A 25,655-nucleotide genomic window follows, 5' to 3' on the forward strand; every position below is an offset into this window, starting at 1 on the left:
AGGGTGACGGTATAGCTCAGGCTCATGTCGAGCGTCGACGTGCCGCCCGGAGCCGGCAGGAACGGATTGGGATCGGAATTGTAGTCGAAGACCTCGAACGGACAACGCCTCTCGCCGCTCTGGACGCATTCGAACCGGTTCGTCATGCGCAGCTCCCGCTCGAAGGGGCCGCCCGGGTCGTACAGGATCGACAGCCGGTAGGCGAGGCTGTACCGGACATCGTCGAGTTCGTGCAGGTCGATGACGGTGTTGGGACCGATATTAATCGCCGAGAAGGGCGAGCCCTGCTGGTCGGCCGGAAGGGTGACGGTCGTCCTCACCTTGCCGTCGAGGGTCACCTGGGCGAACCCCGTTCCCGTGAGGTCAAGTCCGACGGAACCCTGCACGCCCCCGAAGGCGCGGTTCAGGTCTGTGCCCTGGATGGCCGAAACCCGGCCCGACGCGATCCCGCCCCCGGCGGATCTCTCCACGACGGTCGGCTCGGACAGCGACGCGGTGGAGATGACGGTACCCGGTGCCGGTTCGTCTATGGTGACGCTGACCAGCGGAAAGCCGGTGATGGGCACCGCCTGCGCGCAGGTCGACGTCAGCGCCGCCGCGAACAGGCCGAGTGCCAAGCATTTGGCCATGTGCATATCCCGCCCCCCTCCTCCGATCCGACTGGCCGGCGCCCGGGAACGCGGCCCGCCGGATCGTTATCTGCCGGAACCGGAACGGCGGTCTCCTGCTCATCGGTCGATCTGCCCGATTGGCAGGTCGGTCCCCTCGATCACCCGGCGGCGCCTGCCGATCTCGGCGGCCATGAAGTCCAGGAAGACCCGGATGCGCGGCGCGTGGCGAAGGTCCGGATGGGTCAGCAGCCAGAGGTCGGCCGAAAGCTCCGGGTCGGGAGGGGCCAGCCGGACCAGCGCCGGCCGCACGTCGGCGATCAGGCACGGCAGGTACGCGATGCCGATGCCGGCCTCGACCGCCTCCCCCAGCCCGAGCACCGAGTTGGTGCGGTAGGCGATCCGCTCCGGCGGCACGTTCTCGCGCACGCGGCGGACCACCTTCATGCCCGCCATGTCCTCGCCCAGCGAAACCCAGGAGCGGCGGTGGAGGGTGTCGGGATCGGCCGCCCCGGGAACCGGGAAGTCGGCCGCCCTGCCGTAGAGCGCCCAGGCGATGCGGGCGGCGCGGCGGCCGACCAGCGTTTCCGGCGGGTTGTCGGTCGCCCGGATCGCCACGTCGGCATCACGCTTCGACAGGTTGAGCGGCTGGTTGCTGAGCACGACGTCCAGCCGCATGTCGGGGCATTGCACCAGGAACAGCGCGAACAGCGGCGTCAGCAGGTGGACGAGGAGGGAATCGTTGGTCGTGACCCGCAGCTCGCCCGCCGGCGACGGTTCGCGCCCGGAGACCTTCCGGGTGAAGGCGGTGATGTCCTCGTCCAGGCGTGCCGCCAGGGATACCATCTCCTCCCCCGCCGCCGTGGGAACGTAGCCGACCCGGTGCCGCTCGAACAGCGGGGTGCCCAGGGCCGTCTCGATCTGGCGCAGGCGCCGGAACACGGTCGAGTGGTTGATGCCGAGCTGCTGGGCCGCCGACGGCAGGCCCTTGGCGTCCGCGATCGCCTTGACCAGCCGGAAGTCGTCCCATGCCAGGTTCCTGAACGGTTCGGCCATCGGGCCCGTTCCTCGCATCTGTTCGCTGTTGCAATCTCCACGGCAAAACCGCACTCACAGCATTGCACAGGCGCAATCGATAACCCATAGGCTTTTGCCGTCGGACCCGCCATCTTTGCATCAGTCAGGAACAACCCGCCGGCAAGCCGGCAAGGCGACGGACACTCCGCCGCCCTGGAGGACAAGACAATGGGCTCTGTTGCGAACCGGAACGGAATTCATCACGTCACGGCGATCGCGGGATCGACGCACCGCAACTTGGACTTCTACGGCCACACACTCGGGCTGCGGCTGGTCAAGAAGACGGTCAACTTCGACGATCCGGGCACTTATCACTTCTATTATGGCGACGAGGTGGGCCAGCCCGGGGCGATACTGACCTTCTTCCCGTGGGACCACGCGGCGCCGGGCCGCCTGGGGATCGGGGAAACGAAGGGAACCGTCTTCCGGGTTCCCGAGCAGTCCCTGGGCTACTGGACCCACCGGCTGATCGAGCGCGGCGTTCGCCACGAAGCCCCGGAAAAGCGCTTCGGCGAGACGGTCCTGCCGTTCCGCGACCCCGACGGCATGCGCCTGGCGCTCGCCGCGGTTCCCGGGATCGGCACCGAGCCCACCTGGGCCGGCGGGGAAGTCCCGGCGGAACACGCGATCCGCGGCTTCCACGGCGTCAGCCTGCTGCTGAAGGAGGAGGCGCCGACCGGCGCGATCCTGACCGACGTGTTCGGCTTCACCAGGGTCGGGCAGGAAGGAGCGGTCGTCCGCTTCAGAGTCGAGGGAAACCCCGTCGGCGGGATCGTGGACATCCGGGTGGCGGGAGGTTTCCTGCCGGCACGGATGGGGGCCGGGTCGGTCCACCACATCGCGTTCCGGGCGGCCGACGACGCGGCGCAGGCCGGCATGGTCGCGAGGCTGGCGAACCATCACGGCATCCGCACGACGGAACAGAAGGACCGCAACTATTTCCGGTCGGTCTATTTCCGCGAGCCGGGGGGCGTGCTGTTCGAGATCGCGACCGACGAGCCGGGCTTCGCCGTCGACGAGCCGGTGTCGGACCTGGGCCGCACGCTGAAACTGCCGGACTTCCTGGAGCCGCGCCGGGCTTCGATCGAGGCGGTGCTGCCGGAAGTCGCCTGAAATTCTCGACCGTCCGTTCCATCCGAAGCCGGACCGGCTTCCCGAAGAGGTTCGCCATGACCACCGCCCTGTCCTTCATCCACCGGTTCGAACCCGCCGCCGCGCCGGGGAAGCCGCCGATCCTTGTGCTTCACGGCACGGGCGGCGACGAGAACGACCTGATGCCGCTGGGCGGCATGATCGCCCCCGGTTCGGCCCTGCTCTCCCCGCGCGGCAAGGTGCTGGAGGGCGGCATGCCGCGGTTCTTCCGCCGCCTGGCCGAAGGCGTGTTCGACGAGGCGGACGTCAGGCACCGCGCCCATGAGCTCGCCGACTTCGTCGCCGCGGCGCGGGAAGCCTACGGTCTGGCGACCCCGGTGGCGGTCGGGTTCTCCAACGGGGCGAACATCGCCGCCGCCGTGCTGATGCTTCGGCCGGAGGCGCTGGCCGGGGCGGTGTTGCTGCGGGCCATGGTGCCGCTGACCGACGCCCCGGCGGCGGCCGGGGGGAGCCTCGGGCTGGACGGCAAGCCCGTGCTCCTGCTGTCCGGCGCGATGGACCCGATCGTCCCGGCCGACAACGCCGCGCGGCTCGCGGCGCTGCTGGGCGCCTCGGGAGCCGAGGTCGAGCAGAGGGTCCTGCCGGCGGGGCACGGCCTGTCGCAGGCGGACGTCAATCTTGCCAGGGACTGGATCGGCCGGCTCGCCCCGGTCCCCGCCTAGTCCCCCCATTCCTGTAACAAGGGACCGCCGCCCCCGGGGCGGCGGCGAAGGAGATCCGATCATGCAGCTCACCGGCATCCATCACCTGACCGCCGTCTCGGCCGACGCGCCTGGCAACCATGCCTTCTATACGCGGACCCTGGGCATGCGGCTGGTCAAGAAGACGGTCAACCAGGACGATGTCAGCGCGTACCACCTGTTCTACGCGGACGCCCTCGCCTCCCCCGGATCGGACATCACCTTCTTCGACTGGCCGGTTCGGCGCGAGCGGCGCGGCAACCACAGCATCACCCGCACCGGCCTTCGCGTCGCCGGGCAGGATACGCTGGCCTGGTGGAAGCGCCATTTCGCCGAGACCGGCGTACCGCACGAGGAAGTGGTCGAACGGGACGGCCGCGCGACGCTGGACTTCGAGGATTTCGAGGGACAGCGGCTGAGCCTGATCGACGACGGCGGCACGGATGCCGCCCACCCCTGGGACCGCAGCCCGGTCCCCGCCAAGCACCAGATCCGCGGCCTGGGACCGATCACGATGACCGTGCCGGACCTGAAGCCCACCGACCTTGTGCTGACCCGGGTGTTGAACATGGCCCAGGTCCGCGACTATGCGACGCCCGAGGCTCCCTCGTCGCGCACCCTTGTCTACGCCATGGGCGACGGCGGTGCGGCTGCGGAACTCCATGTGGCGGTCCGGCCCGATCTCGCGCCGGCCCAGCCGGGTGCCGGCAGCGTCCACCACGTGGCGTTCCGCATTCCGGATGCGGACTATGAGGCCTGGGCCGACCGCCTGGACCGGGTACGCATGCCGTCGAGCGGCCCGGTCGACCGCTTCTATTTCCGCAGCCTCTATTTCCGGGAGCCCAACGGCGTGCTGTTCGAGATCGCGACCGACGGCCCAGGCTTCGCGACCGACGAGGCGCTGGACACCCTCGGCGAGAAGCTCTCCCTGCCGCCCTTCCTGGAGGGCCGGCGCAGGGAGATCGAAGCCAACCTGAAGCCGCTCTGACGCGGATTTGGCGAAGAAAGGCTAATGGTCGTCCTTCTTGTCCTTCGGGTCCGGCTTGCCGTCGCCACCGGCAACCGCCCCGCCGGGCATTTCGTCGGCGCCCATCCCGGGCGCGCCCATATCCGGGAGACCCGCAGGAGGATCCCGGGTATCGGTGACGGCCGGGTCCTTGTCCTTTGCCCGGTCGCCCGGCTTGTTGTTCTGGGTCACTGGATCGCTCCCGCTGTTTGATTTCCGAAGATACCAACAGCGGACCGCGTTACTTGTCACGCGGCGACGGCCGGAGTCCAAAAAGAAGGGCCGCGCACACGCGGCGGCCCCAGTTACACGGAATGTGAAGCCGATGCAAGCAACTCCACGGCGTCTATTTCTCTGCGGAAAGCCAAGATTCAAGTGCTTGTACCGACGACTTCCGAAAAACTGGGCAGCAGCTTGACTGCTGCCGAACCCTTGGAGCAAAGTCTTCCTCGAAGGCGGGAAAAGTCCTCGCCGTTGCGGGCACGCGTGAGCACCTGCCGGGAGAGCTCTCCGATGGGCAGGGGAACAGGCGCGGATCGGACGGCGGCGGATCGGTCAGTGGAACGTCGTGAGGTCCGGCACCGGGCCGCCGGCGCCTCGTGGAACGATCGGGCGCCCGGCAGGATTATCCGGAGACGAGGCGACCCGCCTTGTGCAATCCAGGTCTACGTATCTGGCATACCAAATACACCGTACTGATCTTGTGTCGCAGGATCCTTCCTTTATCTTGGTTGCAACGCACAAAGGAGACCGAAACATGCTGACCGACGCCCCGATCGAAATCGCCCTTCTGGTCTTCGTGGCAACCATGGCCGCGACCATTCTCGCCTCCGTGATGCACGCCTTTTTCGCGAAAAGTTCCGTTCCGGAGTTCGCACGGCCCGCCAACAGCAACAATCCGTCCGGCAGGGCTCCTTCCGGCACCCGCCGGCCCAACCTGAGGGTCGTCGCCTGACCCGTTGCACCGGCCGGAACTCGGCCGACGCGGCCGGTCACAGTGGTAGGATCAGGCCAGGAACTGCGGGAAGAACACGCAGACGCTGATCGCGGCCAGGGCGGCGACACCGCTTCAGGCCCATGTCATCATGACCTTGTTCGGCAGATCCTCACGCTCCCCACCCGGTGAAGTCATTCTTCAGTGACTGGATGCCCGGGCCCGCGGCACGCCACGTATCGCGCATGCCGGCCCCGGGTACCCGGCCGCATGGTCTTCAGATCGTCGGCCGTTTCCCAGGGCGCCTGCCTGCGACGTTCATCGGCGCTTCCGGCAGGGGACTGGTGATTATCCATCGATTCTCCCTTTATTATGATCCTGTACCGGCTTTCCTCCGAGAGCCCCAGTAGTTGTCGCTTGGCATGTCTGATGCAATGTGCCGGGCCGGCTGAACTGCCGAATCCCGCCGGTTTCCCGCATCATGGAAACTTCGTCCGTTTCCCGGCAGGCGTGTCACTGCGCACGCCCACACCTGCCCAACGACGATCCGGAGCCTATTTTGGCCCCCTCCTCGCCCCGATAGTGTCACTGGAACTTTCCGCACCCTGTGACGATAAATCAACTTCTTCGCAAAATAGGCAGAAAAAACACCAGCCTAAGATGCGTTGAAGGAAGATCTGCACGGTACTTGACCGCGGTCTTGAAACCGGCTGCTGAAGTTGCCGCGGTAGTTTCGGCACGACCGGGTGGTTTCTTTCGACGACTCAAACCGGCCTGCCGGGGACTCGATCCGTAGGCGGACGACTTCATATCCATCGAACCTGGATAAGCCTCATGCCATCCATTTCCGAGACGACCCCCACGGCCGCCGCCGGGAACGATTCCGCCGCGCCGGCGATCGCGCCCGAGCTTTTTCAGGTCCGTGCCACAGCTCCGGTCGTCAAGGCACCTGCCCTGCCCTCCGCATCGAGGCCGGGCGAGATCGTCGCCGTTCAGCTTCAGAACAATTCCGATGGCACCGAAGACGCCGGACTGATCACCTTCGGTCAGGTGTTCGGCAAGGGCGACCTGGGCGGCGGCAGCCATCTGGTCGGGGTTGTCGACGGTCGTGAAATCCCGGTCCAGATGGATGTCAAGGCGACCCACGCCGATGGCTCCGTGCGCCACGCCATCCTGACCATCGCGCAGCCGGCCCTGGCGGCGGGCGAGGTCGCGACCGTGATGTTGGAGGCCGCGGACCATGGACCGGGCGGGACGGCGATCAGGCCGGCGGATGTCCTCCGGAGCGGCTACGACGTCGATATCAACCTGACCGTCAGGGGCGCCAGCGGAACGGCGACCCGGTTCAAGGTGGACGCCGCCGCGGAACTGGAGAAGGCGACAGCCGCTGGCACCCTCAAGACCTGGATGAGCGGGCCGCTCGCATCCGAGTTCCGTGTCGTCAAGCCTCTCGACGATCATCTCGCCGTAACCCTCGATATCCGCGCTTTCGATGACGGCACGGTCCGTACCGACGTGACCGTCGGTGTGGAGTCGTCCTACCGGCCGGGCCTTCCGACCTTCTACAACTACGACGTCGAACTGCTCGATCAGGGCCGTGTCGCCTTCGAGAAGGACGGTATCGCTCACCACCGCAACAGCCGCTGGCACAAGGAAGTCTGGTCAGGGGACGCTCCCGGCGTCCATGTGGCGCAGGATGTCGGATACCTGAAATCGAGCGGGGCCGTCGTCGGCATCGATACGTCCCTCGGCGTGACCGCGGGCAGCCTCGGTCTCCCCTCGACTGCCGACACCGGCCCGATGGGCAACGCCACGATCATGAAGAAGATGACGGAAGTCGGCGGACGCGGCGACCTCGGCATCATGCCGATCTGGAACGCCCGCTACCTGGCGAGCCAGGATGAACGGGCCCTGGAAACCATGCTGGCCAACGCCGATGCCTCCGGCAGCATCCCCTGGCATTATCGCGACGAGAGCACGGGCGAGTACCTGCGCATCGACGATCACCCCGATCTGTGGATGGATGGCCGTACCCAGTGGCCGCAGTTCGGCGACGATGGGCTGACCAACGGCTTCGCCAACGGAGCCGCGGCGGGATGGGAGTTCGACACGGCCCATCAGCCGGCCCTCAACTACCTGCCCTATCTCGTCACCGGCTCGCAATACTACCTGGACGGCCTGATGGCCCAGACCGCTTACAGCATCGCGTCGTTCGCCCCGCACTACCGTGGGCAGGAAGAAGGCTTCCTCGATTTCGACCAGGTGCGCGGACGGGCCTGGACGTGGCGCAACATGAGCGACGCCGCCTATGCCACGCCCGACGAGCACCCCCTGAAGGCCTATTTCGTCAAGCTGCTGGACAGCAACCTCGACTCCCTGGTCGCCCGCCACATCGTCGATGGACAGGGAGACAAGTACGGCGAGTTCGAGGGCTTTCTTCGCCACGACATGTGGCCGGACGGCGACCTGCTGGTCTGGCAATCCGACTTCGTCGTGCTAGCACTCGGCACCATGGCGCAACGGGGTAGCGAACAGGCCGTGAAGATGCTGGAGTGGATGGACAACTTCACCTCGGGCCGCTTCATCAACGAGGAGAACGGCTTCGATCCGCGCTTCGGCTCGGCCTATATGTTCAAGGTCAATGCCCCCGGCAACGGCCCCGCCTATGACACCTGGGAAGAGCTGTTCCAGCGCAGCTTCGGCAACGCGCCGGCCGATCCGCCGGACGGCATCCAGGGGTGGCCCAGCTCTCCCTTCGCCTACGCGGCCAATGCCCGGGCGGCGGTCTCCGCGATCTTCACCGCCACGCAATCGGCCGACGCCATGGAAGCCTTCGGCTACCTGACGAAGGAAATGGTCAAGGCCCGGGGTGCCGATGGGTTCCACGCCGATCCCACCTGGAACGTGGCCCCCCGACTGCCGGATGGCGATACGCTCGAGTTCGACCAGATCCGCATCGCTCGCGGCCCGGAAGACCAGATCCTGCGGGGGGCGGAGGGCAACGAGCTGATCCATGGCTCGGCCGGCGACGATACCGTGACGGGCGAGGGCGGCATCGACATCCTGTTCGGCGGGCAGGGGAACGACGCCCTTTCCGGCGGTGCAGGGGACGATTTCCTGTATGGCGGTGCAGGCGACGATCGCATCGCGGGAGGGGCGGGCGACGACTACCTCAAAGGCAACGGCGGGGCCGACCGGTTCGAGTTCGGCTCCAATGCCGGTGGACGGGACATTGTCGCGGACTTCAAGAGGGGATCGGACCTCATCGAGATCGAGGCCGACCTCGATGGCAACGGCCTGACCACCGCCGCACAGGTGCTCGGTGCGGCCGAGGCCGACGGTTCCGGCAATGCGGTGCTCGATCTGGGCAACGGCCTGGAAGTCACCGTCCTCGGCCTCGCCCCGGACGAGATGACCGCCGGCATGATCCGGATGATCTGATCCCCTGCCCCGCTCCGCCAACGAGCCCGCCTGTGCGGAACCGCACAGGCGGGCTTTTCACATCCGGGCGCTCGGGCCGGGCGCTCGGGAAGGAAAGACTGCCGCGGGGTGGTGTGCGGTTCCGCACACACATCCGCGGAAGATGGCCGAAGACCGGCAAACCGGCGTTGACAATGAGTCCGTGCGGTCCGAAACATCTGCCGCACAGATCCAATGACATAGAGGCTGGAGATGGCGCGAACCGTCAAGACGACAAGCACAGGTTCCGGAACGCTCGTCGAGGATCGAGACGCCGGCGCAAAGGCGCCCCCGGCCACCAAACGCACCTTCCATCTCGCGGTCACCAACCTGAAGGGCGGCGTCGCCAAGACGACTACGGCGGTCAATGTGGCCTGGGGACTGGTCGATGCGGGAATGAGTTGCCTCGTGGTCGATCTGGACATGCAGGCGAACGCCACCTCGGACCTTGGCTTCGACATCAGCGAGGTCCGCGAGAACGGCTTGAACATGGCGTCCGTCCTGCGCGGGCAGTGCGAGATCGAGAGCATCCTCCTCCAGTACGGCGACACGGAGCTCTGGGTTGCCCCAAGCTCCAAGGCCCTGACGGACGCAGAACGGACGCTGAGCAGCGAAATCGGCGGAGAGAAGCGGCTGAGCCAGAAGCTGTCGGCTGTGCAGGGCCGGTTCGACGTCATCATCTTCGACTGCGGTCCCAACCTGAACCTGTTGACGATCAACGCGCTCAGCCTCGCCGATTACCTGATCATCCCGGTGCAGACCGAGTATCTGGCGGCCCACGGGACCCTGAGCCTGCTGGATACGGTCGCCCAGGTTCGGGACAACTATAATCCGGGGCTGACCATCCTCCCGATCCTGCCGACCATGTACACGGCCAAGAACAGCCAGGAGCAGGCGACGCTGGGCGAACTGAACCGGCTGGTGTCGGACCTTGTCCCGATCTTCGAGCCGGTTCCGCGGGCCACGGTCTTCAGCAAGGCCTCGGCGGCCGGCCACCCTGCCCTGCGCGCCAGCGCGCGGTCCAAGGCCGTCGCGACTTACCGCGACTATGTGAAGCTCATCCTCAAGCACATCAGAGCGGCCCAGGCGGCTCAAGCAAAGGCTGGTTGATCCATGGCTAATCTTCTCGCCCGTCGCTCGTCGGACAATATCCAGCGCCAGGTCAAGGAACTGGCCGCCAAGGGAGGCGAAGCCGATCCCAACGGCCGCCAGCAACGTATCCCCGTCTCCAGCGTCAAGCCCAATCCGAACCAGCCGCGCAAGAACGTCGACCCCGGCAAGATCGCGGCATTGGCCGAGAACATCCGCAAGGTCGGGCTGATCAATCCCATCACCGTCGTCTGGCTTTCCGAGGGCGAGTACGAACTGCGCGCCGGGCAGCGGCGCCTGCTGGCTCACGAGCACCTGGGCGAGACGACGATCCTGGCGCGGGTCTTCCTGAAGAGCGATCCCGCGGTTGCCATCGCCGAGAACCTGATGCGCGAAGACCTGGACGTGGTCGAAACAGCGTTGGCGTTTCGCGGGCTGATGGAGCAACTCGGCATCACCGACCAGACTGCGGTCGCCGATCTCGTCGGCATGGAGCGATCGCGCATCAGCCGGTTCCTGGGGGTGCTCCGGATGCCGCAGGATATCCTGGACGAATACCAGGACATGGCGGACCAGGTTTCGGCGGCACGGCTGTTCGAAGTCGCCTCGGCCGGGACCGAGGACCGCCAGCGCCAACTGTGGCATCTGGCCAAGGCCGGCCTGACCGAACGCGAACTCCGCGACGCGAAGCGCGGCGACGCTCCCGTCGAGATCGGCACCAGGCAGCCGTCCCGCCAAGCCGTCGCGAGCGACCGGAACATCAGGCCGATGAAGCCGGGCAAGCAGATACTCGGCATCATCGACCGACTGTCCGCAACCATGGACGATTGGGAGAGCCGGCAGGCGCAGGTCGACGAGGATCACCGGATGCGGCTTGAGAGCCTGCGGGATCAGATCGATCGTCTGCTGAAGGCCTGAAGGCGCTTTGGACGGGCAGGGAGGCGTGTGCGGATCCGCACACGCCTTTTCTGTTCACCGGGCCGGTGCGCGTCCCGCAGGCGGCGGGAAGGCATTCCTTCCCCCGGTCCTTTATTGGCTCGGCGCTCACGTCGTGGTGGCAACCCGCTGTTTCAGGTGGTCGGTCAACCTGAGGGCCAGCGCCACGATGGTCAATGTGGGATTGATGTTGCTGCCGGTCGGAAAGACGGAGCTTCCGGCGATGTAAAGGTTGTCCATCCCGTGCACCCTGCAATGGCGGTCGACGACCCCTCGCCTCTCGTCGTCCGCCATCCGGGTCGTTCCCATGTGGTGATAGCCGATCACCACGTCGGGGCTCCAGTTGTTCGCCCTATCGGCGAGCCAGGGCTCCATCCGGAACAGGCCCAGGCCCATCCGGGCCAGTTCCGCCCCCAGCAGTTTGGTTTGGACATAGAGCGATCTCTTGTCCAGTTCGGATAGCCGCCAATCCAGGACCATCTGCCGGCTGCCCAGGGCGTCGCGCTTGTCGGAGAGCATGATCCGGCTGTCCGGGTTCGGGGCCTGCTCCGCCTGGAACGTGAACAGCACTTCGGTGACGCTGGCGGGCTTCGGCACGATCGGCAGGTCGGCGATCATGCGGCGGTAGAGATTGTAGGCCACGATATCGGCATTCAACAAAAGCTCGCCGACCGTTTCGACCGGCCTGGACGGCACCTGCCCCGCCGCCACCGCCCTGCCCACCCGCTGGAGCATCTGGAGCGTATTCTCGGTGGTCGTGAAGCGGAGCTGGATCCGGCTGTTCAGGACCTGCTCCCTCTCCATCGCCGCCTCCGTCAGGACGACCGACGGGAAGTAGAAATGCTTGCCGCGGCGGCTGGTCCGAAGCGCGTCGATGAGCTTCATGGGATCGCTGGTTACGATGCTGCCCACGCGATCCAGCGGATGGTCCATGAAATAGCGGCCGACCAGGTCATGCCGATTGCCGATGCCGTTGGGCTGGACGCGATCGGAGTCCAGCATCAGCCGGGCATTCTCCATGCCGCCGCACGCCAGGACGACGAAGCGCGCCCGTGCCGTCATCACGCGGCCTTTCAGGGAACGGAGTTCGACCCAGGTGATCACGCCGCCGGCCTCGTCCGTCCTCAGTTCCGTGGCGTTGGCGTTGAAGACGACGCGGATGTTGGGAGCGTCGCGCAGTTCAGCCCCGTAGGCCTCTCCGAAACGGATCGGCGGCGCGGCGATCTCCCAGAAATGATATTTCAGGCGGGATCCGTCGAAGGGGAGGGGAGGCACACCCATACGTTCCTGGATCCACTCGGTCGAGCGGCGCGGCGGCAGCCCGCAGAGCGGGCGTGCGCGGTCGTAATAGGGAAAAAGCTCCTCGATGCCGAAGGGCCATCCGCTGTCGGGCACCCAGGACCGCTGCCGGAGGTCGATCGGTTCGAACTCCCCGCACCAGTTGTCCCAGTGGTTGGACGAGCCCCCGAAATAGCGGAGCCGGCTCTGGTCCAGCGCGAAGTAGGGGATGCCGACGCTCTCGCTGGCATAGAGCTCCTGGGTATCCCCGTCGAACTCCAGTTCCCCGCTTTCGAGCAGGAGAACGCGTACCGGTGTGCCGATCAGATCGCGGGCCATGCTGATGCCGGCGGGTCCGGCGCCGATGATGCAGATGTCGGCCTCGAGCTCGGCATGCTCGTCCAGGCCGTTGATGTCGATGAACATTACAGTCCCTAAGCCAAAGATACGGCCGAACAGGTGAGGGCGATGGAGTGGGGCAGGACCCAGCCGTCCACCACCACGACATTGCCGTCATGCAGATCCTGCCGGATGCGTCGCGCGGTGTGGCCGAGCATGGCGTCCTGTCCGGCCTCCTCCAGGACGGCCAGCCAGGATCGGACCGCGATCGTTTCCTCGGGATGCAGTTCCAGGAAGCGTCGCCCGAGGATGCGCATGGCCTCGACGTCCCCGAATGCCGATGAGAACGGGTCCGGCAGCAGGGCAGTGACGGGCTTCACCGTCGCCAGGGGCAGCCCCGCGGCGCAGAAGGGCAGGGGGAGCAGGTACAGGAGGAAGGACCGGCGGCGCATCACGCGGTCTCCGCGCTGCGTCGGCGGACGGCAGGTTCCGGCCGGGCGGCATGCCTGCCGGCACTTCCTGCGGGATAGGTGCCCGGCCTGGCGGGGCGCGACAGCACGAACCAGTAGACGGCGGCCACGTTGAGCACCGGGACAAGGATCAGAAGGGAAAGCCAGCCGGGTCGTCCCGTCCGCCGGCACAGCTTCCAGCAGGCCGCCAGAGGGACCGCGACAAGCAAGGACAGCGTGACGAGCAGGATCGCCTGAAAGATTTCGAACGACAACATCAAGAACCCCTCCGGGATTGCGCCTCTCCTCCTGGTGTTCCGGCCGAGACATTTGGTTCCTGGCGTTGGGCTACGCCGTCCCGGCCGGAACACTACGCAGATCCCGCGGAGCCGGCCGAGGAGCGCGGCTGCAGCAGGATCATGAGGAACACGACGAGGCCGATATAGGGAACGGCCAGCCACAGGGACAGCGCCGGCGGGTATCCCCAGCGCCGGCACAGCAGCCAGCACGGAGGAATGATCAGCGGAACCATCACAAACCATCCGAGAAGGACGAGCAGCATCAAGGCGATCAGGACAGACATGACGGGCATTCTGGAGCAGGGATGAAACTATTTCCATAACTGTATGGGTCATAACGCTTCCGCATCACGCTGCGCTGCAGCATCGATCTGTCCGGAGGCGGGTGCGCCGGCTGCTGGACCACCGTCGCGGATATGGCGTATCAATGCACTCCGGACCGCGGGTTTCGCTCGCTTGCCGTCCGGACGTGTCGCGCCCAGGGGAGGGTTATCATGAATCAATGGCCAGACCGTCGCATCCTCGACCTTTTCGGCATCGATCTTCCGATCATCCAGGCTCCCATGGCCGGGGCGACCACGCCGGAAATGGTGATCGCGGTCAGCGAGGCCGGCGGGTTGGGCTCGCTGCCCTGTGCAATGTACAGCGCCGCCCAGGCGCGCGAGGCGCTGGACACGATCCGCCGGGCCACGTCCCGCCCGATCAACCTCAATTTCTTCTGCCACAGACAGCCGGCGATCGACGGCGCACGCGCCATGGCATGGCGGGCGCGGCTGGCGCCGTACTATGTCGAGCACGGCCTCGATCCCGAAGCACCGGTCCCGGTTTCCAACCGCGCGCCGTTCGACGGGGAGTTCTGCTCCCTGGTCGAGGAGTACAGGCCCGAAACCGTCAGCTTCCATTTCGGTCTTCCCGACAGGACGTTGCTGGAGAGGGTAAAGGCGACGGGCGCCCGGATCATCTCCTCGGCGACCACCGTCGCCGAGGCCCGTTGGCTGGAGGAACGGGGCTGCGACGCCATCGTTGCCATGGGCATTGAAGCCGGCGGGCACCGGGGGACCTTCCTGGGACAGGATCTCATGGCCGACATGGATCGCCAGGTCGGCACCTTCGCGCTGGTGCCGCAGGTCGCCGATGCCGTCCGGGTCCCGGTGATCGCGGCCGGCGGGATCATGGACGCGCGCGGGATCGTCGCCGCCCTCGCGCTGGGTGCCTCCGCCGTGCAGATCGGTACGGCTTACCTGTTCACGCCGGAAGCGAAGGTTTCCGCCATGCACCGCGAGGCGCTCAGGACGGCGGCAGCCGACGACACCGTCGTCACCAACGTCTTCACCGGGCGCCCGGCGCGCGGGATCGTCAACCGCATCATCGCCGAGGTCGGGCCGCTGTCGCCGCTCGCCCCGGAATTTCCGCTGGCCGGCGGAGCCCTGGTGCCCTTGAGAGGACTGACCGAGCCGGCCGGCTCGCCGGACTTCACCAACATGTGGGCGGGGCAGGGGGCACCGCTGGGCCGCGAAATGCCGTCCGGCGATCTCACGCGTCACCTCGCGGCGGAAGCACTGGAGAAGGGGGGCAGGGGCTGACGTTCTCACGAAGGGATTAACTCTCTGGGAGACTTGCGGTGGAGGCTCAAGCAGTTTCAATTGGTTAGAAACCAATTGCCCGAAGCGAGCGGGTCTCCACCATGCACGGAACATCCCACAGTGATTGCATCGCCATCAGGTTGGGCGGCTGTCCGCCTTCAGCCCCCCGTATCATGAATGTCTGATGCCCTGAGGCGCTTTGCCGGCAACCGCATCGCCATGGCGGGGCTGGTCCTGATCGCCGTCATCGTCGGGGCTGCGCTGTTGGCGCCCCTGCTGGCCCCGTTCGATCCCAACGAGCAGTTCTTCGAAGGCCTGACCCTGGAAGGGGCGCCGCTGCCGCCCAACGGAACCTTCTGGCTGGGGACCGACCAGCTCGGCCGCGACCTGCTGTCCCGCCTGATCTACGGCGCACGCACCTCCCTGGTGGTCGGCGTGCTGGCGAACGGGGTGGCCGTCCTGGTCGGCACGCTGCTGGGCGTCGTCGCCGGCTATGCGCGGGGCGTAGTCGGGGCCGCGATCATGCGCTTCACCGACCTGATGATGGCGTTCCCGGCGCTGCTCCTGGCGATCGCGCTGGCGGCGATCTTCAGCCCGTCGCTGCTGATCGTGGCCCTGGTCATCGCCATGGTAAACTGGGTGCAGATCGCCCGCGTCGTCTATACCGAGACGACGGCGCTGGCCGAGCGGGACTATATCGAGGCGTGCCGGGCGCTGGGTGCCGGCTGGCCGCGCATCCTGTTCCGCCATATCGTGCCGCATCTGGTCCCGACCGTGCTGGTCTATGCCACGCTCGGCATCGCCACGACGGTCCTGCTGGAAGCGACCCTGTCGTTCCTCGGCATCGGCGTCCGCCCGCCGGAGCCCTCCTGGGGCAACATCATCTACGAGAACCAGACCTATTTCGCCAATGCGCCCTGGCTGGTGTTCATCCCCGGCGCCGCGATCCTGCTGCTGGCGCTGGCCTTCAACCTTGTCGGCGATGGGCTGCGCGACGCGCTCGACCCGACCCAGCGGGGCCGGTGACCATGGCGGGATATCTTGCCCGGCGTGTCGTCCAGGCGGTGCTGATCCTCCTGGGCGTCACCTTCGTCACCTTCATCCTGCTCTACTTGCTGCCGGCCGACCCGGCGCGCCAGATCGCCGGGCGGTCGGCGACGGCGGCGACGGTGCAGTCGATCCGCCAGCAGCTCGGGCTCGACCTGCCGCTCTGGCAGCAGTACCTGCGCTACCTGGGCAACCTCGTCCAGGGCGACATGGGGCGTTCCTACATCCAGAGGACGGAGGTCGCCTCCCTGGTCTGGAGCCGGCTGCCCGCGACCCTGCTGCTGATGGCCGGCGCCATCGTCTGCGAACTGGCGATCGGGCTGGCGGCGGGCATCCTGGCGGCGGTCAGGCGGGGACGGCCGACCGACACGGCGATCATGGTGGCCTCCTTCCTGGGAGTATCGGCGCCGCAATTCGTGGTAGGCATCCTGCTGCTCTACGTGTTCGCGGTCCAGCTCGGCTGGTTCCCGATCGGCGGCTACGGCACCTTCGCCCATCTGGTCCTGCCGTCGCTGACCCTGGGGATCCTGGGCGGCGGCTGGTACAGCAGGATGGCCCGAAGCTCCATGGTGGACGTGCTGCGCCAGGACTATATCCGGACCGCACGCGCCAAGGGGGCCGGCGGTCGCCGCATCGTCTTCGTCCACGCGCTCCGCAACGCGGTGCTGCCGCTGATCGCCATGATCGGCCTGGATATTGGCATCTTCATGAGCGGCGCCGTGGTCGTGGAGTCCGTGTTCGGCTGGCCCGGCATCGGCCAGCTGACGTGGCAGGCGATCCAGCAGGTGGACATTCCCGTGATCATGGGCGTCACGCTGACCGCCGCCGTTTTCATCGTGCTCGGCAACCTGCTGGCGGACCTGATCGCGCCGCTCGCCGATCCGCGCATCAAGCTGCGCTGAACCCATGGCTCAAGTGAAGAAACGACAAGACGAATAGCTACAGGAGGCTTTACGGACATGCGTACCCTGATGCTTGCCGGCGCCCTCGCGTCGGCCCTGCTGTGCGGAACCGCACTCACCCAGGCAGCCGGTGCCGCCGATATCAAGAACGGCGGCTCCATGATCGTGACCTACAAGGACGATGTCGCGACGCTGGACCCGGCGATCGGCTACGACTGGCAGAACTGGTCGATGATCAAGGCACTGTTCGACGGCCTGATGGATTACGAGCCCGGCACGACGACCCTGCGGCCGAACTTGGCCGAGAGCTACGAGATGTCGGCCGACGGCATGACCTACACCTTCAAGCTCCGGCCGGGGGTCAAGTTCCACAACGGGCGGGCGCTCACCGCCGAGGACATCAAGTATTCGATCGAGCGCACCGTCAACCCCGCGACCCAGAGCCCCGGCGCCGGCTTCTTCGGATCGATCAAGGGCTTCGAGGAGGCGACGGCCGGCGACGGCAGCCTGTCCGGCATCACGGTGGTCGATCCCCGGACCGTCAGGATCGAGCTGTCGCGCCCCGACGCCACGTTCCTGCACGTGATGGCGATCAACTTCTCCTTCGCCGTCCCGAAGGAGGAGGTCGAGAAGTCCGGCGCCGATTTCGGCAAGCAGCCGGTCGGCACCGGCGCCTTCAAGCTGGCGGAGTGGGTGCTGGGCCAGCGGGTCGTGTTCGAGCGCAATCCCGACTACTTCGAACAGGGGCTGCCGCACCTGGACCAGATCACCTTCGAGATCGGGCAGGAACCGACCGTGGCCCTGCTCCGGCTGGAGCGGGGCGAGGTGGACGTGCTGGGCGACGGCATCCCGCCGGCCCGTTTCCTGGAAGTCCGCGGCAACGCGAAGAACAAGGACCTGATCGCCGAGGGCGGCCAGCTCCATACCGGCTACGTCGCCATGAACGTGTTGATGGAGCCGTTCGACGATGTCCGGGTCCGCCGGGCCGTCAACATGGCGATCAACAAGGACCGCATCGTCCGCATCATCAACGGCCGCGCCGTTCCGGCGACCCAGCCGCTGCCGCCGACCATGCCGGGCTATGCCAAGGGCTACGAGGGATACGCCTTCGACCAGAACAAGGCCAAGGCGCTGCTGGCCGAGGCCGGGTTCCCCGACGGCTTCGATACCGAGATCCTGGCCAACAACACCGATCCCAACCCGCGCATCGTCCAGGCGATCCAGCAGGACCTGGCCGCGGTCGGCATCCGGGCGGCGGTCAAGACGCTGGCCCAGGCCAACGTGATCGCGGCCGGCGGCGAGCCGCAGGGCGCCCCGATGATCTGGTCCGGCGGCATGGCCTGGATCGCGGACTTCCCCGACCCGTCCAACTTCTACGGCCCGATCCTGGGCTGCGCCGGCGCGGTGCCGGGCGGCTGGAACTGGTCCTGGTACTGCAACAAGGACCTGGACGCGAAGGCTGCCGCGGCCGACGCCATGGTCGATCCCGCGAAGAAGGAGGAGCGCACCGCCGCCTGGCGCGACATCTACCTGAAGATCATGGAGGACGCCCCCTGGGCTCCCGTGTTCAACGAGCAGCGCTTCACCATGCACAGCGCCCGCATGGGCGGCCCCGACGCGATCTTCGTCGACCCCGTCCATATCCCGGTCAATTACGAGCAAGTGTACGCAACCGATGTCCAGTAACCACACCCACGCGCCCGGACAGGGGCACGGCCACACCATCCACCGCCACTGCCACCACCATGGCTGGGACAATTCCAATACCCCGATCCTGACCATCGCCCCGGGCGAGACCGTGGAGTTCGAGACGGTGGACAGCTCGGGCGGGCAGCTCGGCCCCGGCAGCGTGCTGGACGACCTGCTCCGGCTCGATTTCGGCAAGGTCAACCCGGTCACCGGCCCGGTCCATATCGACGGGGCGGAGCCGGGCGACGCGCTGAAGGTGACCCTGGTCTCCTTCAGGCCGTCCGGCTGGGGCTGGACCGCCAACATTCCCGGCTTCGGGCTGCTGGCCGACCAGTTCACCGAAGCCGCGCTGCACATCTGGAAATACGATCCCGCCAGCATGGCGCCGGCCCTCTACGGACCCGGCGGCCGGGTTCCCCTCAAGCCCTTCACCGGCACGATCGGGCTGGCACCGGCCGAGCCGGGGCTGCACAGCGTGGTTCCGCCGCGCAGGGTAGGGGGCAACCTGGACGTCCGCGACCTGTGCGCCGGCACCGAGCTGTACCTGCCGGTCGAGGTGGCGGGAGCCCTGTTCTCCGTCGGCGACACCCACGCGGCCCAGGGAGACGGCGAGGTCTGCGGCACCGCCATCGAGAGCCCGATGGACGTCACCCTGAAGTTCGAGCTGGTCAAGGGCGCCAACCTGGCCTTCCCGCGCTTCCGCACCCGAGGTCCGGTGACCCGCCACCTGGACGCGGAAGGATACGAAGTGACCACCGGCGTGGGTCCCGACCTGATGGAAGGGGCGCGGGCCGCGGTGTCGGGCATGATCGACCTGCTGACCGCCCGGCACGGCATGTCGGCGGTCGAGGCCTACATGCTGTGCAGCGTCTGCGGCGATCTGCGCGTCAGCGAGATCGTGGACATGCCGAACTGGGTGGTCAGTTTCTACTTCCCGCGGGTGGTGCTGTCCTGACCATGTCCGAAACCAGGCCGCTGCTGGAGGTGCGGGACCTGACCGTCAGCTTCGGCGGGCGGGACCGGGGCGATGCCCGCGCCACCGTGCTGGACGGGGTCGGCTTCACCCTGAACGCCGGCTCGGTGGTCGGGCTGGTCGGCGAGTCCGGCTGCGGCAAGAGCGTCACCGCCATGTCGATCCTGCGCCTGCTGCCCTCTCCGCCGAGCCGGGTGGAGCGGGGCAGCGTGCGGTTCGACGGCATCGACCTGCTGTCCCTGGACGAAGGCGCCATGCGCGACATGCGGGGCAACCGCATCGGCATGATCTTCCAGGAGCCCATGACCAGCCTCAACCCAACCTTTACGGTCGGCTGGCAGATCGACGAGGCGCTGCGCCTTCACACGGGGCTGGACCGGGCGGAGCGGCACCGGCGCTGCCTGGAACTGCTCCGCCTCGTCGGGATCGGGGCGCCGGAGCGGCGGCTCGCGCAGTACCCGCACGAGCTATCCGGCGGCCTGCGCCAGCGCATCATGATCGCCATGGCGCTGGCCTGCGAGCCGCGCCTGCTGGTGGCGGACGAGCCGACCACCGCGCTCGACGTGACGATCCAGGCGCAGATCCTGGACCTGCTCTCAAGCCTGCGCGAGCGGCTGGGCATGGCGATCCTGCTGATCACCCACGATCTGGGCGTGGTCGCGGAATACTGCGACGAGGTCGTGGTGATGTATGCCGGCCGGGTGGTCGAGACGGCGCCGGTCCGACCCCTGTTCGCCCGTCCGCGCCACCCCTACACCGCGGGGCTGCTTGCCTCCATGCCCAGGCTCGACGGCGGGCGCGGCGTGCTGCCAACCATCCCCGGCATGGTGCCGAGCCCCGGCAAGCGCCCGCCGGGTTGCCCCTTCGCCGACCGCTGCCCCAACGTCCTGGACCGCTGCCGGGCCGAGATGCCCCCGCTGGCCGGCGGCCCGGACCGCCATGCCTTCGCCTGCTGGAACCCCGCGTGATGACTTCGGCCCCCGAAACGACGGCGCCCGACGACCTGCTGACGGTCGAGAACCTGACCAAGCATTTCCCGATCAAGGGCGGCGGCGTGATCCACGCCGTCAACGGCGTCAGCCTGCGCCAGCGGCGGGGCGAGACGATCGGCATCGTCGGCGAGTCCGGCTGCGGCAAGTCCACCCTGGCGCGGCTGTGCCTGCGGCTGGTGGAGCCTACCTCCGGCGCGATCCGGTTCGACGGCGAGGACATCAGGGCCTTGCCGGCGCGTGCGCTCCGCGCCAAGCGCCGCGACATGCAGATCATCTTCCAGGACCCCTACGCCTCGCTCGACCCCCGGATGAGCGTCGGCGACATCATCCGAGAGCCGCTGGACATCCACGGCATCGGCAGCCGGGTCGAGCGGCGGGCCCAAGTCGCCCAACTGCTGGAGAAAGTCGGGCTTCCTCCCGATGCCGCCCGCCGCTATCCGCACGAGTTCTCCGGCGGGCAACGCCAGCGCATCGGCATCGCCCGGGCGATCGCGCTGAAGCCCAAACTGGTCGTCGCGGACGAGCCGGTCTCCGCCCTGGACCTGTCGATCCAGTCCCAGGTGCTGAACCTGCTGGTGGCGCTACGGGCGGAGATGAACCTGTCCTACCTGTTCATCTCCCACGACCTCGCGGTGATCCGCTACATCAGCGACCGGGTCGCGGTGATGTATCTGGGCCGGATCGTCGAGCTGGCCGACGTGGACACGCTCTACGCCGACCCCGCCCACCCCTACACCCGGGCGCTGCTGTCGGCGATCCCGCAGCCCGACCCGGAACGCCGTCGTGCCCGCACCATCCTGGCCGGCGACCTGCCCAACCCTGAATCACCGCCGCCCGGCTGCCCCTTCCATCCCCGCTGCCCCGCCGCCATGGACCATTGCCGCACCCTCGAGCCGGCGGAGCGGAACATCGGCACCCCGGACAGGCCGCATCTGGTGAGCTGCCATCTTTACGGTTGATGCCGGGTGGTACACAGTGAAGGGTAACGGCGTCGGCTTTCAGGATTATGGCATGACGGTCAAGACATCGATTTCCTTGACGGATGAGCAGGAAGCATATGCCCGAAGCCTTGTGACCGCCGGTCGGTATTCCAGTCTCAGCGCGGTGCTTCAGCAGGGGCTCGAACTGCTCAGGCGCGACAACGAGGCGCGCAATGCGAAAATCGCCGGCCTGCGGGCACTGATCGACCGGCGCCATTCGGAAGGCTTCGTCTCTCTCGAGGAAAGCGAGCGGGACATCGACGCGATGCTGGAGAACAGAAGACAGGATCGTGCGAATTTATGACGTCCGTCCGGCCAGGGGCGTCGTCCGCGACTTGGCGCTGATTGAAAGCTTCCTCTTAAAATCATTCCGGAATATGGCCGGGCCTGCGCACCGTGACCAAAGAAAAGTTCATCTTCTACTTCGAGATCGACGAGGTCAGGTCGGAAGTCAGGATTCTTGCCGTCTTCTTTGGAGGAGAAGATCACACGCAGAGGATCATGGACTGGCTCCAATACTGAAGCGATGCGCCTTCGTCTATCGCTGCGCGACGCCGGTCTGGATCGCCATCCGCGTCGGGTCCCGGTAGCGCCCAAGCTTCTCCCGCATCTTCCATCCAGTATAGATCCGTGTTTCGGGCGGATCAACCCGAAAGTCGTGGAATCGTTGCGGGACTGAGGGGGAGAAACGTCTTCAAGGCGGGGCGAGGGCACTGCATACTGAAGGCTCGGACAGCGGCAATAATCGAAGAGGCACGGCGATGACCCTCCAGGCGATCATCTTCGACGTCGACGGCACCCTCGCGGAAACCGAGGAGGAGCATCGCCGGGCCTTCAACGAAACCTTCGGCAGTTTCGGCCTGGACTGGCACTGGGACCGCCGGCTTTATGCCGAACTGCTCAGGGTGACCGGCGGCAAGGAGCGCATCCGCGATTATGTCAGCCGCCACCGCCCGGCCGAGGCGGGCAGGGTGGAGCCGATCGTCGGCGAGATCCACAGGGCCAAGACGGACCGCTACGTCTCGAACCTCGCTGCGGACGGCATAGCACTCCGTCCCGGCGTGGCGCGGCTGATCCGGGAGGCGGCGGACGCCGGCCTGCGGCTCGCCATCGCGACCACCACCAGCCTGCCCAACGTGAAGATCCTGCTGAAGCAGGCGCTGGGGCCGGACGCCCTGGGCCTGTTCGAGGTGATCGCCGCCGGCGACATGGTCGAAGCCAAGAAGCCGGCGCCGGACGTCTACCTGCTGGCGCTCGACCGGCTGGGGCTTCCGGGCCAGGCCTGCGTCGCGATCGAGGATTCCTACAACGGCGTCATGGCGGCGCGGCGCGCCGGCATCCCGACCCTCGCCACCACCAGCGACTATACCCGGTTCGAGGACCTGCGCTACGCCATGGGCGTGCTGTCGGACCTGGGCGAGCCCGACGCGCCGTTCCTGCACCTCGGCGGCATCGGCGCCGGGGAGCGCTGCGTCACCGTCGAGATGCTGAGACGCTACGGCCGAAGCACCACCTTGAGCGCCGGGTAGAGCGCCTTGTAGGAGTCGTAGACCGGCCGGTACGCCTCGTACCGCTTCATGTCCGGCTCGACCGTCCGGACCACCTGGACCATGCGGCCCGCGGCCGTCCCGATGTCGTCGTAATGGCCGGCGCCGACCGCCGCCAGGACGGCGCTGCCCAGCATGGGCGCGTTGGCGATGCGGGTCAGCTTGAGCGGCAGGCCGGAGACGTCGGCGTGGATCTGGATCCACAGGTCCGAGTTGGTCGCCCCGCCGCAGACCACCACGTCCTCCGGCTTGAAGCCGGCGGCGCCCATGGTCTCCAGGATCAGCTCGGTGCCGAAGGCGACGCTCTCCATCATGGCACGGAAGATGTGCGCCGGCCCGTGGCGCAGGGTCAGGCCGGTGATCGCCCCGCGCGAGGCGGAGTCCGTGTAGGGCGTCCGGTTGCCCTGGAAATGGTCGAGCACGACCAGACCCTCCGAGCCGGGCAGCAGCTCGGCCGCCTCGGCGTTCAGACGCTCGTAGGTGATGCCGGAATCGATCAGGCGCTTGAACCAGGCGATCACCGATCCGGTCGAGGTCTGGCCGCCCTCGATCGCGTGCAGGCCGGGGATCACCGCGTCGGGATATGTTCCCCAGAACCCCGCGCCATGGACCTCCTCGCCCACGAAGCCCAGATGGTTGTGGGACGAGCCGGTGATCATGGCGAGCCGGTTCGGCTGGACCACGCCCAGTCCGATCATCCCGATGAAGGCGTCCGATCCGCCCTGGGCGACCGGAAGGCCGGCGGGAAGTCCCAGATGCTCGGCGGCGGCGGGGGTCAGGCCGCCGATCACCTGGCCCAGTGGCAGCACCTCGCGCGGCCAGCGGTCGAGCAGGGCGGTCAGGCCGAGCTTGGACAGCAGGCCGGCGGCGTAGCCGGTCCGGCTGTCGTAATGCCAGCGGGTGGACGCGCTGGTGATGTTGGCGACCATGCGGCCGGTCAGGTGGAAATTGATGTAGTCCTGGCAGTCGCAGACATAGTCGGCCTGCTCGAACAGGTCAGGCTGGTTCTCCGCCATCCAGAGCGACTTGGGGATCATCCACTCGGCCGAGACGGGGCCGCGGCCGGCATTGTTCACCTTCAGCGCCGGGTCGTCCAGCGCCGCGATGCGGGCGGCCTGGGGGGCGGCCCGCATGTCCATCCAGATGATCGCGGGGCGGAGCGACCGGCCCCGGTCGTCCATCGCCACCACGGTGCAGCAGGTCGTGTCGGCGGCCAGCCCGACCACCTGGTCGGGGCGGATGCCGGCCTTGCCGACCGCCTGGCGGACCGAGGCGCCGAGCGCCCGCCACCAGTCCTCCGGGCTCTGCTCGGCCCAGCCGGCCTGGGGAAACCGCGTCTCGATCGGCGTCACGCCCTCGGCGACCAAGCCGCCGTCCAGGTCGAAGACGCCCGCCCGCATGCTCTCGGTGCCTGCGTCGATGCCGATCACGTAGATGTCTGCCATCACGCACCTGATCTCGGGAAAAGGGAAGGGGAGACGGGAAGCCTCAAGCCGCGACCGCGGAGTGCCGCACCAGGTGCGGCAGCGCCATGCCGGCCTCGTCGAACAGGTGGCAGCAGCGGCCGGAGACGCCGATGCTCAGCTGTTCCCCCGCCTTCACCGGGGAATTGCCGTCGCCCTTGACCATCAGCTCGCTGCCCTCCGCGGTCCTGGTATAGGCGAAGGTCTCGCCGCCCAGATGCTCCACCACCAGGGTCTGGCCGACGATCCGGGCCTCCCCCTGGCCCTGGTCGGACAGGTCCTCCGGCCGCAGGCCGAGGGTGAGCCTGGCGCCCGGCGCGACGCCGTCGGGCCTGACCGGCACCGTCAGCCGGTCGCCGCCGGGCAGGGTGACGGTCACGCCGCCGGCCGCGACGCCGGCCGCCTGGACCGGCAGGAAGTTCATCTGCGGCGACCCGATGAAGCCGGCGACGAAGCGGTTGACCGGGTGGCGGTACAGCTCCAGCGGGCTGCCGACCTGCTCGATCCGGCCCTTGTTCAGAACCACGATCTTGTCGGCCAGGGTCATGGCCTCGACCTGGTCGTGGGTCACGTAGATCATGGTCGCCTTGAGGTCGGCGTGCAGCTTGGCGATCTCGATCCGCATCTGCACCCGGAGCGAGGCGTCCAGGTTGGACAGCGGCTCGTCGAACAGGAAGACGTCGGGCTCGTGGACGATGGCGCGGCCGATCGCGACGCGCTGGCGCTGGCCGCCGGACAGGGCCTTGGGCTTGCGATCGAGCAGCGGCTCCAGCTGGAGGATGCGGGCGGCGTTGCGCACCCGGCCCTCGATCTCCGCCTTGGGCGTCTTCTGCATCTTCAGGCCGAAGGCGATGTTGTCGTAGACCGTCATGTGCGGGTAGAGCGCGTAGGACTGGAACACCATCGCGACGCCGCGGTCCGCCGGCTCCAGGTATGTCACGTCCCGGCCGCCGATGGAGATCCGCCCCCGGGTGATGTCCTCCAGCCCCGCGATGGTCCGCAGCAGCGTCGACTTCCCGCAGCCCGACGGCCCGACGAACACCACGAACTCGCGGTTCTCGATGTCCAGATCGATGTCGTGCAGGACCTTCACATCCCCGTACGCCTTCTCGACGCCGCTCAGCTTGACCTCGGTCACTTGCTCTCCCCTCCCCAAGTTTCTCGTTCTCGCAC

Annotated in this window: 25 protein-coding genes (1 of these 25 only partly in view); 16 read left to right on the forward strand and 9 right to left on the reverse strand. The window is 67.4% G+C overall.

What is annotated here, in order from left to right; all coding sequences use genetic code 11:
- On the reverse strand, positions 1-629 hold the 5' portion of the coding sequence (locus JL101_RS28945) for a hypothetical protein (protein ID WP_203102980.1). Its footprint begins 100 nt before the window's first position; only the first 629 of its 729 coding nucleotides appear in the window; the start codon lies at positions 627-629; its stop codon lies off the left edge, out of view.
- 99 nt (positions 630-728) lie between these two features.
- Positions 729-1,664 carry a LysR family transcriptional regulator gene (locus JL101_RS28950; RefSeq protein WP_203102982.1) on the reverse strand — a complete coding sequence of 312 codons (936 nt, stop codon included), beginning with the start codon at positions 1,662-1,664 and terminating at the stop codon, positions 729-731.
- Between the two features lie 189 nt (positions 1,665-1,853).
- Here JL101_RS28950 and JL101_RS28955 point away from each other — a divergent pair, with 189 nt between their 5' ends.
- From JL101_RS28955 to JL101_RS28965, 3 genes are all read left to right on the forward strand, one after another.
- A complete protein-coding gene (locus JL101_RS28955; protein ID WP_203102984.1) occupies positions 1,854-2,798 on the forward strand; it encodes a ring-cleaving dioxygenase in 945 nt (314 codons plus the stop codon).
- 56 nt (positions 2,799-2,854) lie between these two features.
- Complete coding sequence (locus JL101_RS28960) at positions 2,855-3,499, forward strand: alpha/beta hydrolase (protein ID WP_203102986.1); 645 nt, start codon at positions 2,855-2,857, stop codon at positions 3,497-3,499.
- Between the two features lie 61 nt (positions 3,500-3,560).
- Positions 3,561-4,505 (forward strand): ring-cleaving dioxygenase, encoded by a 945-nt coding sequence (locus tag JL101_RS28965; protein ID WP_203102988.1) that lies wholly within the window; start codon positions 3,561-3,563, stop codon positions 4,503-4,505.
- A 21-nt stretch (positions 4,506-4,526) separates the two neighbouring features.
- On the opposite strand, the gene JL101_RS28970 is transcribed toward JL101_RS28965, so the two are convergent.
- On the reverse strand, positions 4,527-4,715 hold the full coding sequence (locus tag JL101_RS28970) for a hypothetical protein (RefSeq protein WP_203102990.1): 189 nt from the start codon (positions 4,713-4,715) through the stop codon (positions 4,527-4,529).
- Between the two features lie 565 nt (positions 4,716-5,280).
- On the opposite strand from JL101_RS28970, the gene JL101_RS28975 reads away from it, so the two are divergent.
- From JL101_RS28975 to JL101_RS28990, 4 genes are all read left to right on the forward strand, one after another.
- Positions 5,281-5,478: a hypothetical protein gene (locus JL101_RS28975; RefSeq protein WP_203102992.1), complete on the forward strand. Its 198-nt coding sequence runs from the start codon at positions 5,281-5,283 to the stop codon at positions 5,476-5,478.
- 813 nt (positions 5,479-6,291) lie between these two features.
- The gene (locus JL101_RS28980) at positions 6,292-8,898 is read left to right on the forward strand and encodes a calcium-binding protein (RefSeq protein WP_203102993.1); all 2,607 of its coding nucleotides are present in this window, start codon (positions 6,292-6,294) and stop codon (positions 8,896-8,898) included.
- 231 nt (positions 8,899-9,129) lie between these two features.
- The gene (locus JL101_RS28985; protein WP_203102994.1) at positions 9,130-10,026 is read left to right on the forward strand and encodes a ParA family protein; all 897 of its coding nucleotides are present in this window, start codon (positions 9,130-9,132) and stop codon (positions 10,024-10,026) included.
- A gap of 3 nt (positions 10,027-10,029) precedes the next feature.
- Positions 10,030-10,923, forward strand: coding sequence for a ParB/RepB/Spo0J family partition protein (locus JL101_RS28990; protein WP_203102995.1), 894 nt, complete (start codon positions 10,030-10,032; stop codon positions 10,921-10,923).
- A 126-nt stretch (positions 10,924-11,049) separates the two neighbouring features.
- Here the strand turns inward: JL101_RS28990 and JL101_RS28995 are convergent, their stop codons facing one another.
- The 4 genes from JL101_RS28995 to JL101_RS29010 form a co-directional block, all read right to left on the reverse strand.
- The gene (locus JL101_RS28995) at positions 11,050-12,645 is read right to left on the reverse strand and encodes an FAD-dependent oxidoreductase (protein ID WP_203102996.1); all 1,596 of its coding nucleotides are present in this window, start codon (positions 12,643-12,645) and stop codon (positions 11,050-11,052) included.
- A gap of 8 nt (positions 12,646-12,653) precedes the next feature.
- The gene (locus tag JL101_RS29000) at positions 12,654-13,010 is read right to left on the reverse strand and encodes a hypothetical protein (protein ID WP_203102997.1); all 357 of its coding nucleotides are present in this window, start codon (positions 13,008-13,010) and stop codon (positions 12,654-12,656) included.
- Positions 13,010-13,285, reverse strand: coding sequence for a hypothetical protein (locus tag JL101_RS29005; protein ID WP_203102998.1), 276 nt, complete (start codon positions 13,283-13,285; stop codon positions 13,010-13,012). The genes JL101_RS29000 and JL101_RS29005 overlap by 1 nt, the downstream gene beginning before the upstream one ends.
- Positions 13,286-13,377: 92 nt before the next feature.
- Positions 13,378-13,590, reverse strand: coding sequence for a hypothetical protein (locus JL101_RS29010; RefSeq protein WP_203102999.1), 213 nt, complete (start codon positions 13,588-13,590; stop codon positions 13,378-13,380).
- Between the two features lie 210 nt (positions 13,591-13,800).
- Between JL101_RS29010 and JL101_RS29015 the strand changes: the two genes are divergently transcribed.
- From JL101_RS29015 to JL101_RS29055, 9 genes are all read left to right on the forward strand, one after another.
- Positions 13,801-14,889: an NAD(P)H-dependent flavin oxidoreductase gene (locus tag JL101_RS29015; RefSeq protein ID WP_203103000.1), complete on the forward strand. Its 1,089-nt coding sequence runs from the start codon at positions 13,801-13,803 to the stop codon at positions 14,887-14,889.
- A 177-nt stretch (positions 14,890-15,066) separates the two neighbouring features.
- A complete protein-coding gene (locus JL101_RS29020; protein WP_203103002.1) occupies positions 15,067-15,915 on the forward strand; it encodes an ABC transporter permease in 849 nt (282 codons plus the stop codon).
- A gap of 2 nt (positions 15,916-15,917) precedes the next feature.
- Positions 15,918-16,838: an ABC transporter permease gene (locus JL101_RS29025; RefSeq protein ID WP_203103004.1), complete on the forward strand. Its 921-nt coding sequence runs from the start codon at positions 15,918-15,920 to the stop codon at positions 16,836-16,838.
- Positions 16,839-16,895: 57 nt separating this feature from the next.
- A complete protein-coding gene (locus JL101_RS29030; RefSeq protein ID WP_203103005.1) occupies positions 16,896-18,524 on the forward strand; it encodes an ABC transporter substrate-binding protein in 1,629 nt (542 codons plus the stop codon).
- On the forward strand, positions 18,514-19,482 hold the full coding sequence (locus JL101_RS29035) for an acetamidase/formamidase family protein (protein WP_203103006.1): 969 nt from the start codon (positions 18,514-18,516) through the stop codon (positions 19,480-19,482). Before JL101_RS29030 ends, JL101_RS29035 begins: the two co-directional genes overlap by 11 nt.
- 2 nt (positions 19,483-19,484) lie before the next feature.
- Positions 19,485-20,468, forward strand: a complete 984-nt coding sequence (locus JL101_RS29040; RefSeq protein WP_203103007.1) for an ABC transporter ATP-binding protein — start codon at positions 19,485-19,487, stop codon at positions 20,466-20,468.
- Positions 20,468-21,451: an ABC transporter ATP-binding protein gene (locus JL101_RS29045; RefSeq protein ID WP_203103012.1), complete on the forward strand. Its 984-nt coding sequence runs from the start codon at positions 20,468-20,470 to the stop codon at positions 21,449-21,451. Before JL101_RS29040 ends, JL101_RS29045 begins: the two co-directional genes overlap by 1 nt.
- A 52-nt stretch (positions 21,452-21,503) precedes the next feature.
- The gene (locus tag JL101_RS29050) at positions 21,504-21,776 is read left to right on the forward strand and encodes a type II toxin-antitoxin system ParD family antitoxin (protein WP_203103014.1); all 273 of its coding nucleotides are present in this window, start codon (positions 21,504-21,506) and stop codon (positions 21,774-21,776) included.
- Positions 21,777-22,233: 457 nt separating this feature from the next.
- A complete protein-coding gene (locus JL101_RS29055; protein ID WP_203103015.1) occupies positions 22,234-23,001 on the forward strand; it encodes an HAD family hydrolase in 768 nt (255 codons plus the stop codon).
- Here JL101_RS29055 and JL101_RS29060 read toward each other — a convergent pair.
- A complete protein-coding gene (locus JL101_RS29060) occupies positions 22,968-24,464 on the reverse strand; it encodes an FGGY-family carbohydrate kinase (protein ID WP_203103016.1) in 1,497 nt (498 codons plus the stop codon). The two genes, JL101_RS29055 and JL101_RS29060, sit on opposite strands and share 34 nt — an antisense overlap.
- Before the next feature lie 43 nt (positions 24,465-24,507).
- Entirely contained in the window at positions 24,508-25,620 is a 1,113-nt protein-coding gene (locus JL101_RS29065; protein WP_203103017.1) for an ABC transporter ATP-binding protein, read from the reverse strand.
- Positions 25,621-25,655 lie beyond the last annotated feature (35 nt).

The sequence above is a fragment of the Skermanella rosea genome (assembly GCF_016806835.2).
GTDB lineage: Bacteria > Pseudomonadota > Alphaproteobacteria > Azospirillales > Azospirillaceae > Skermanella > Skermanella rosea.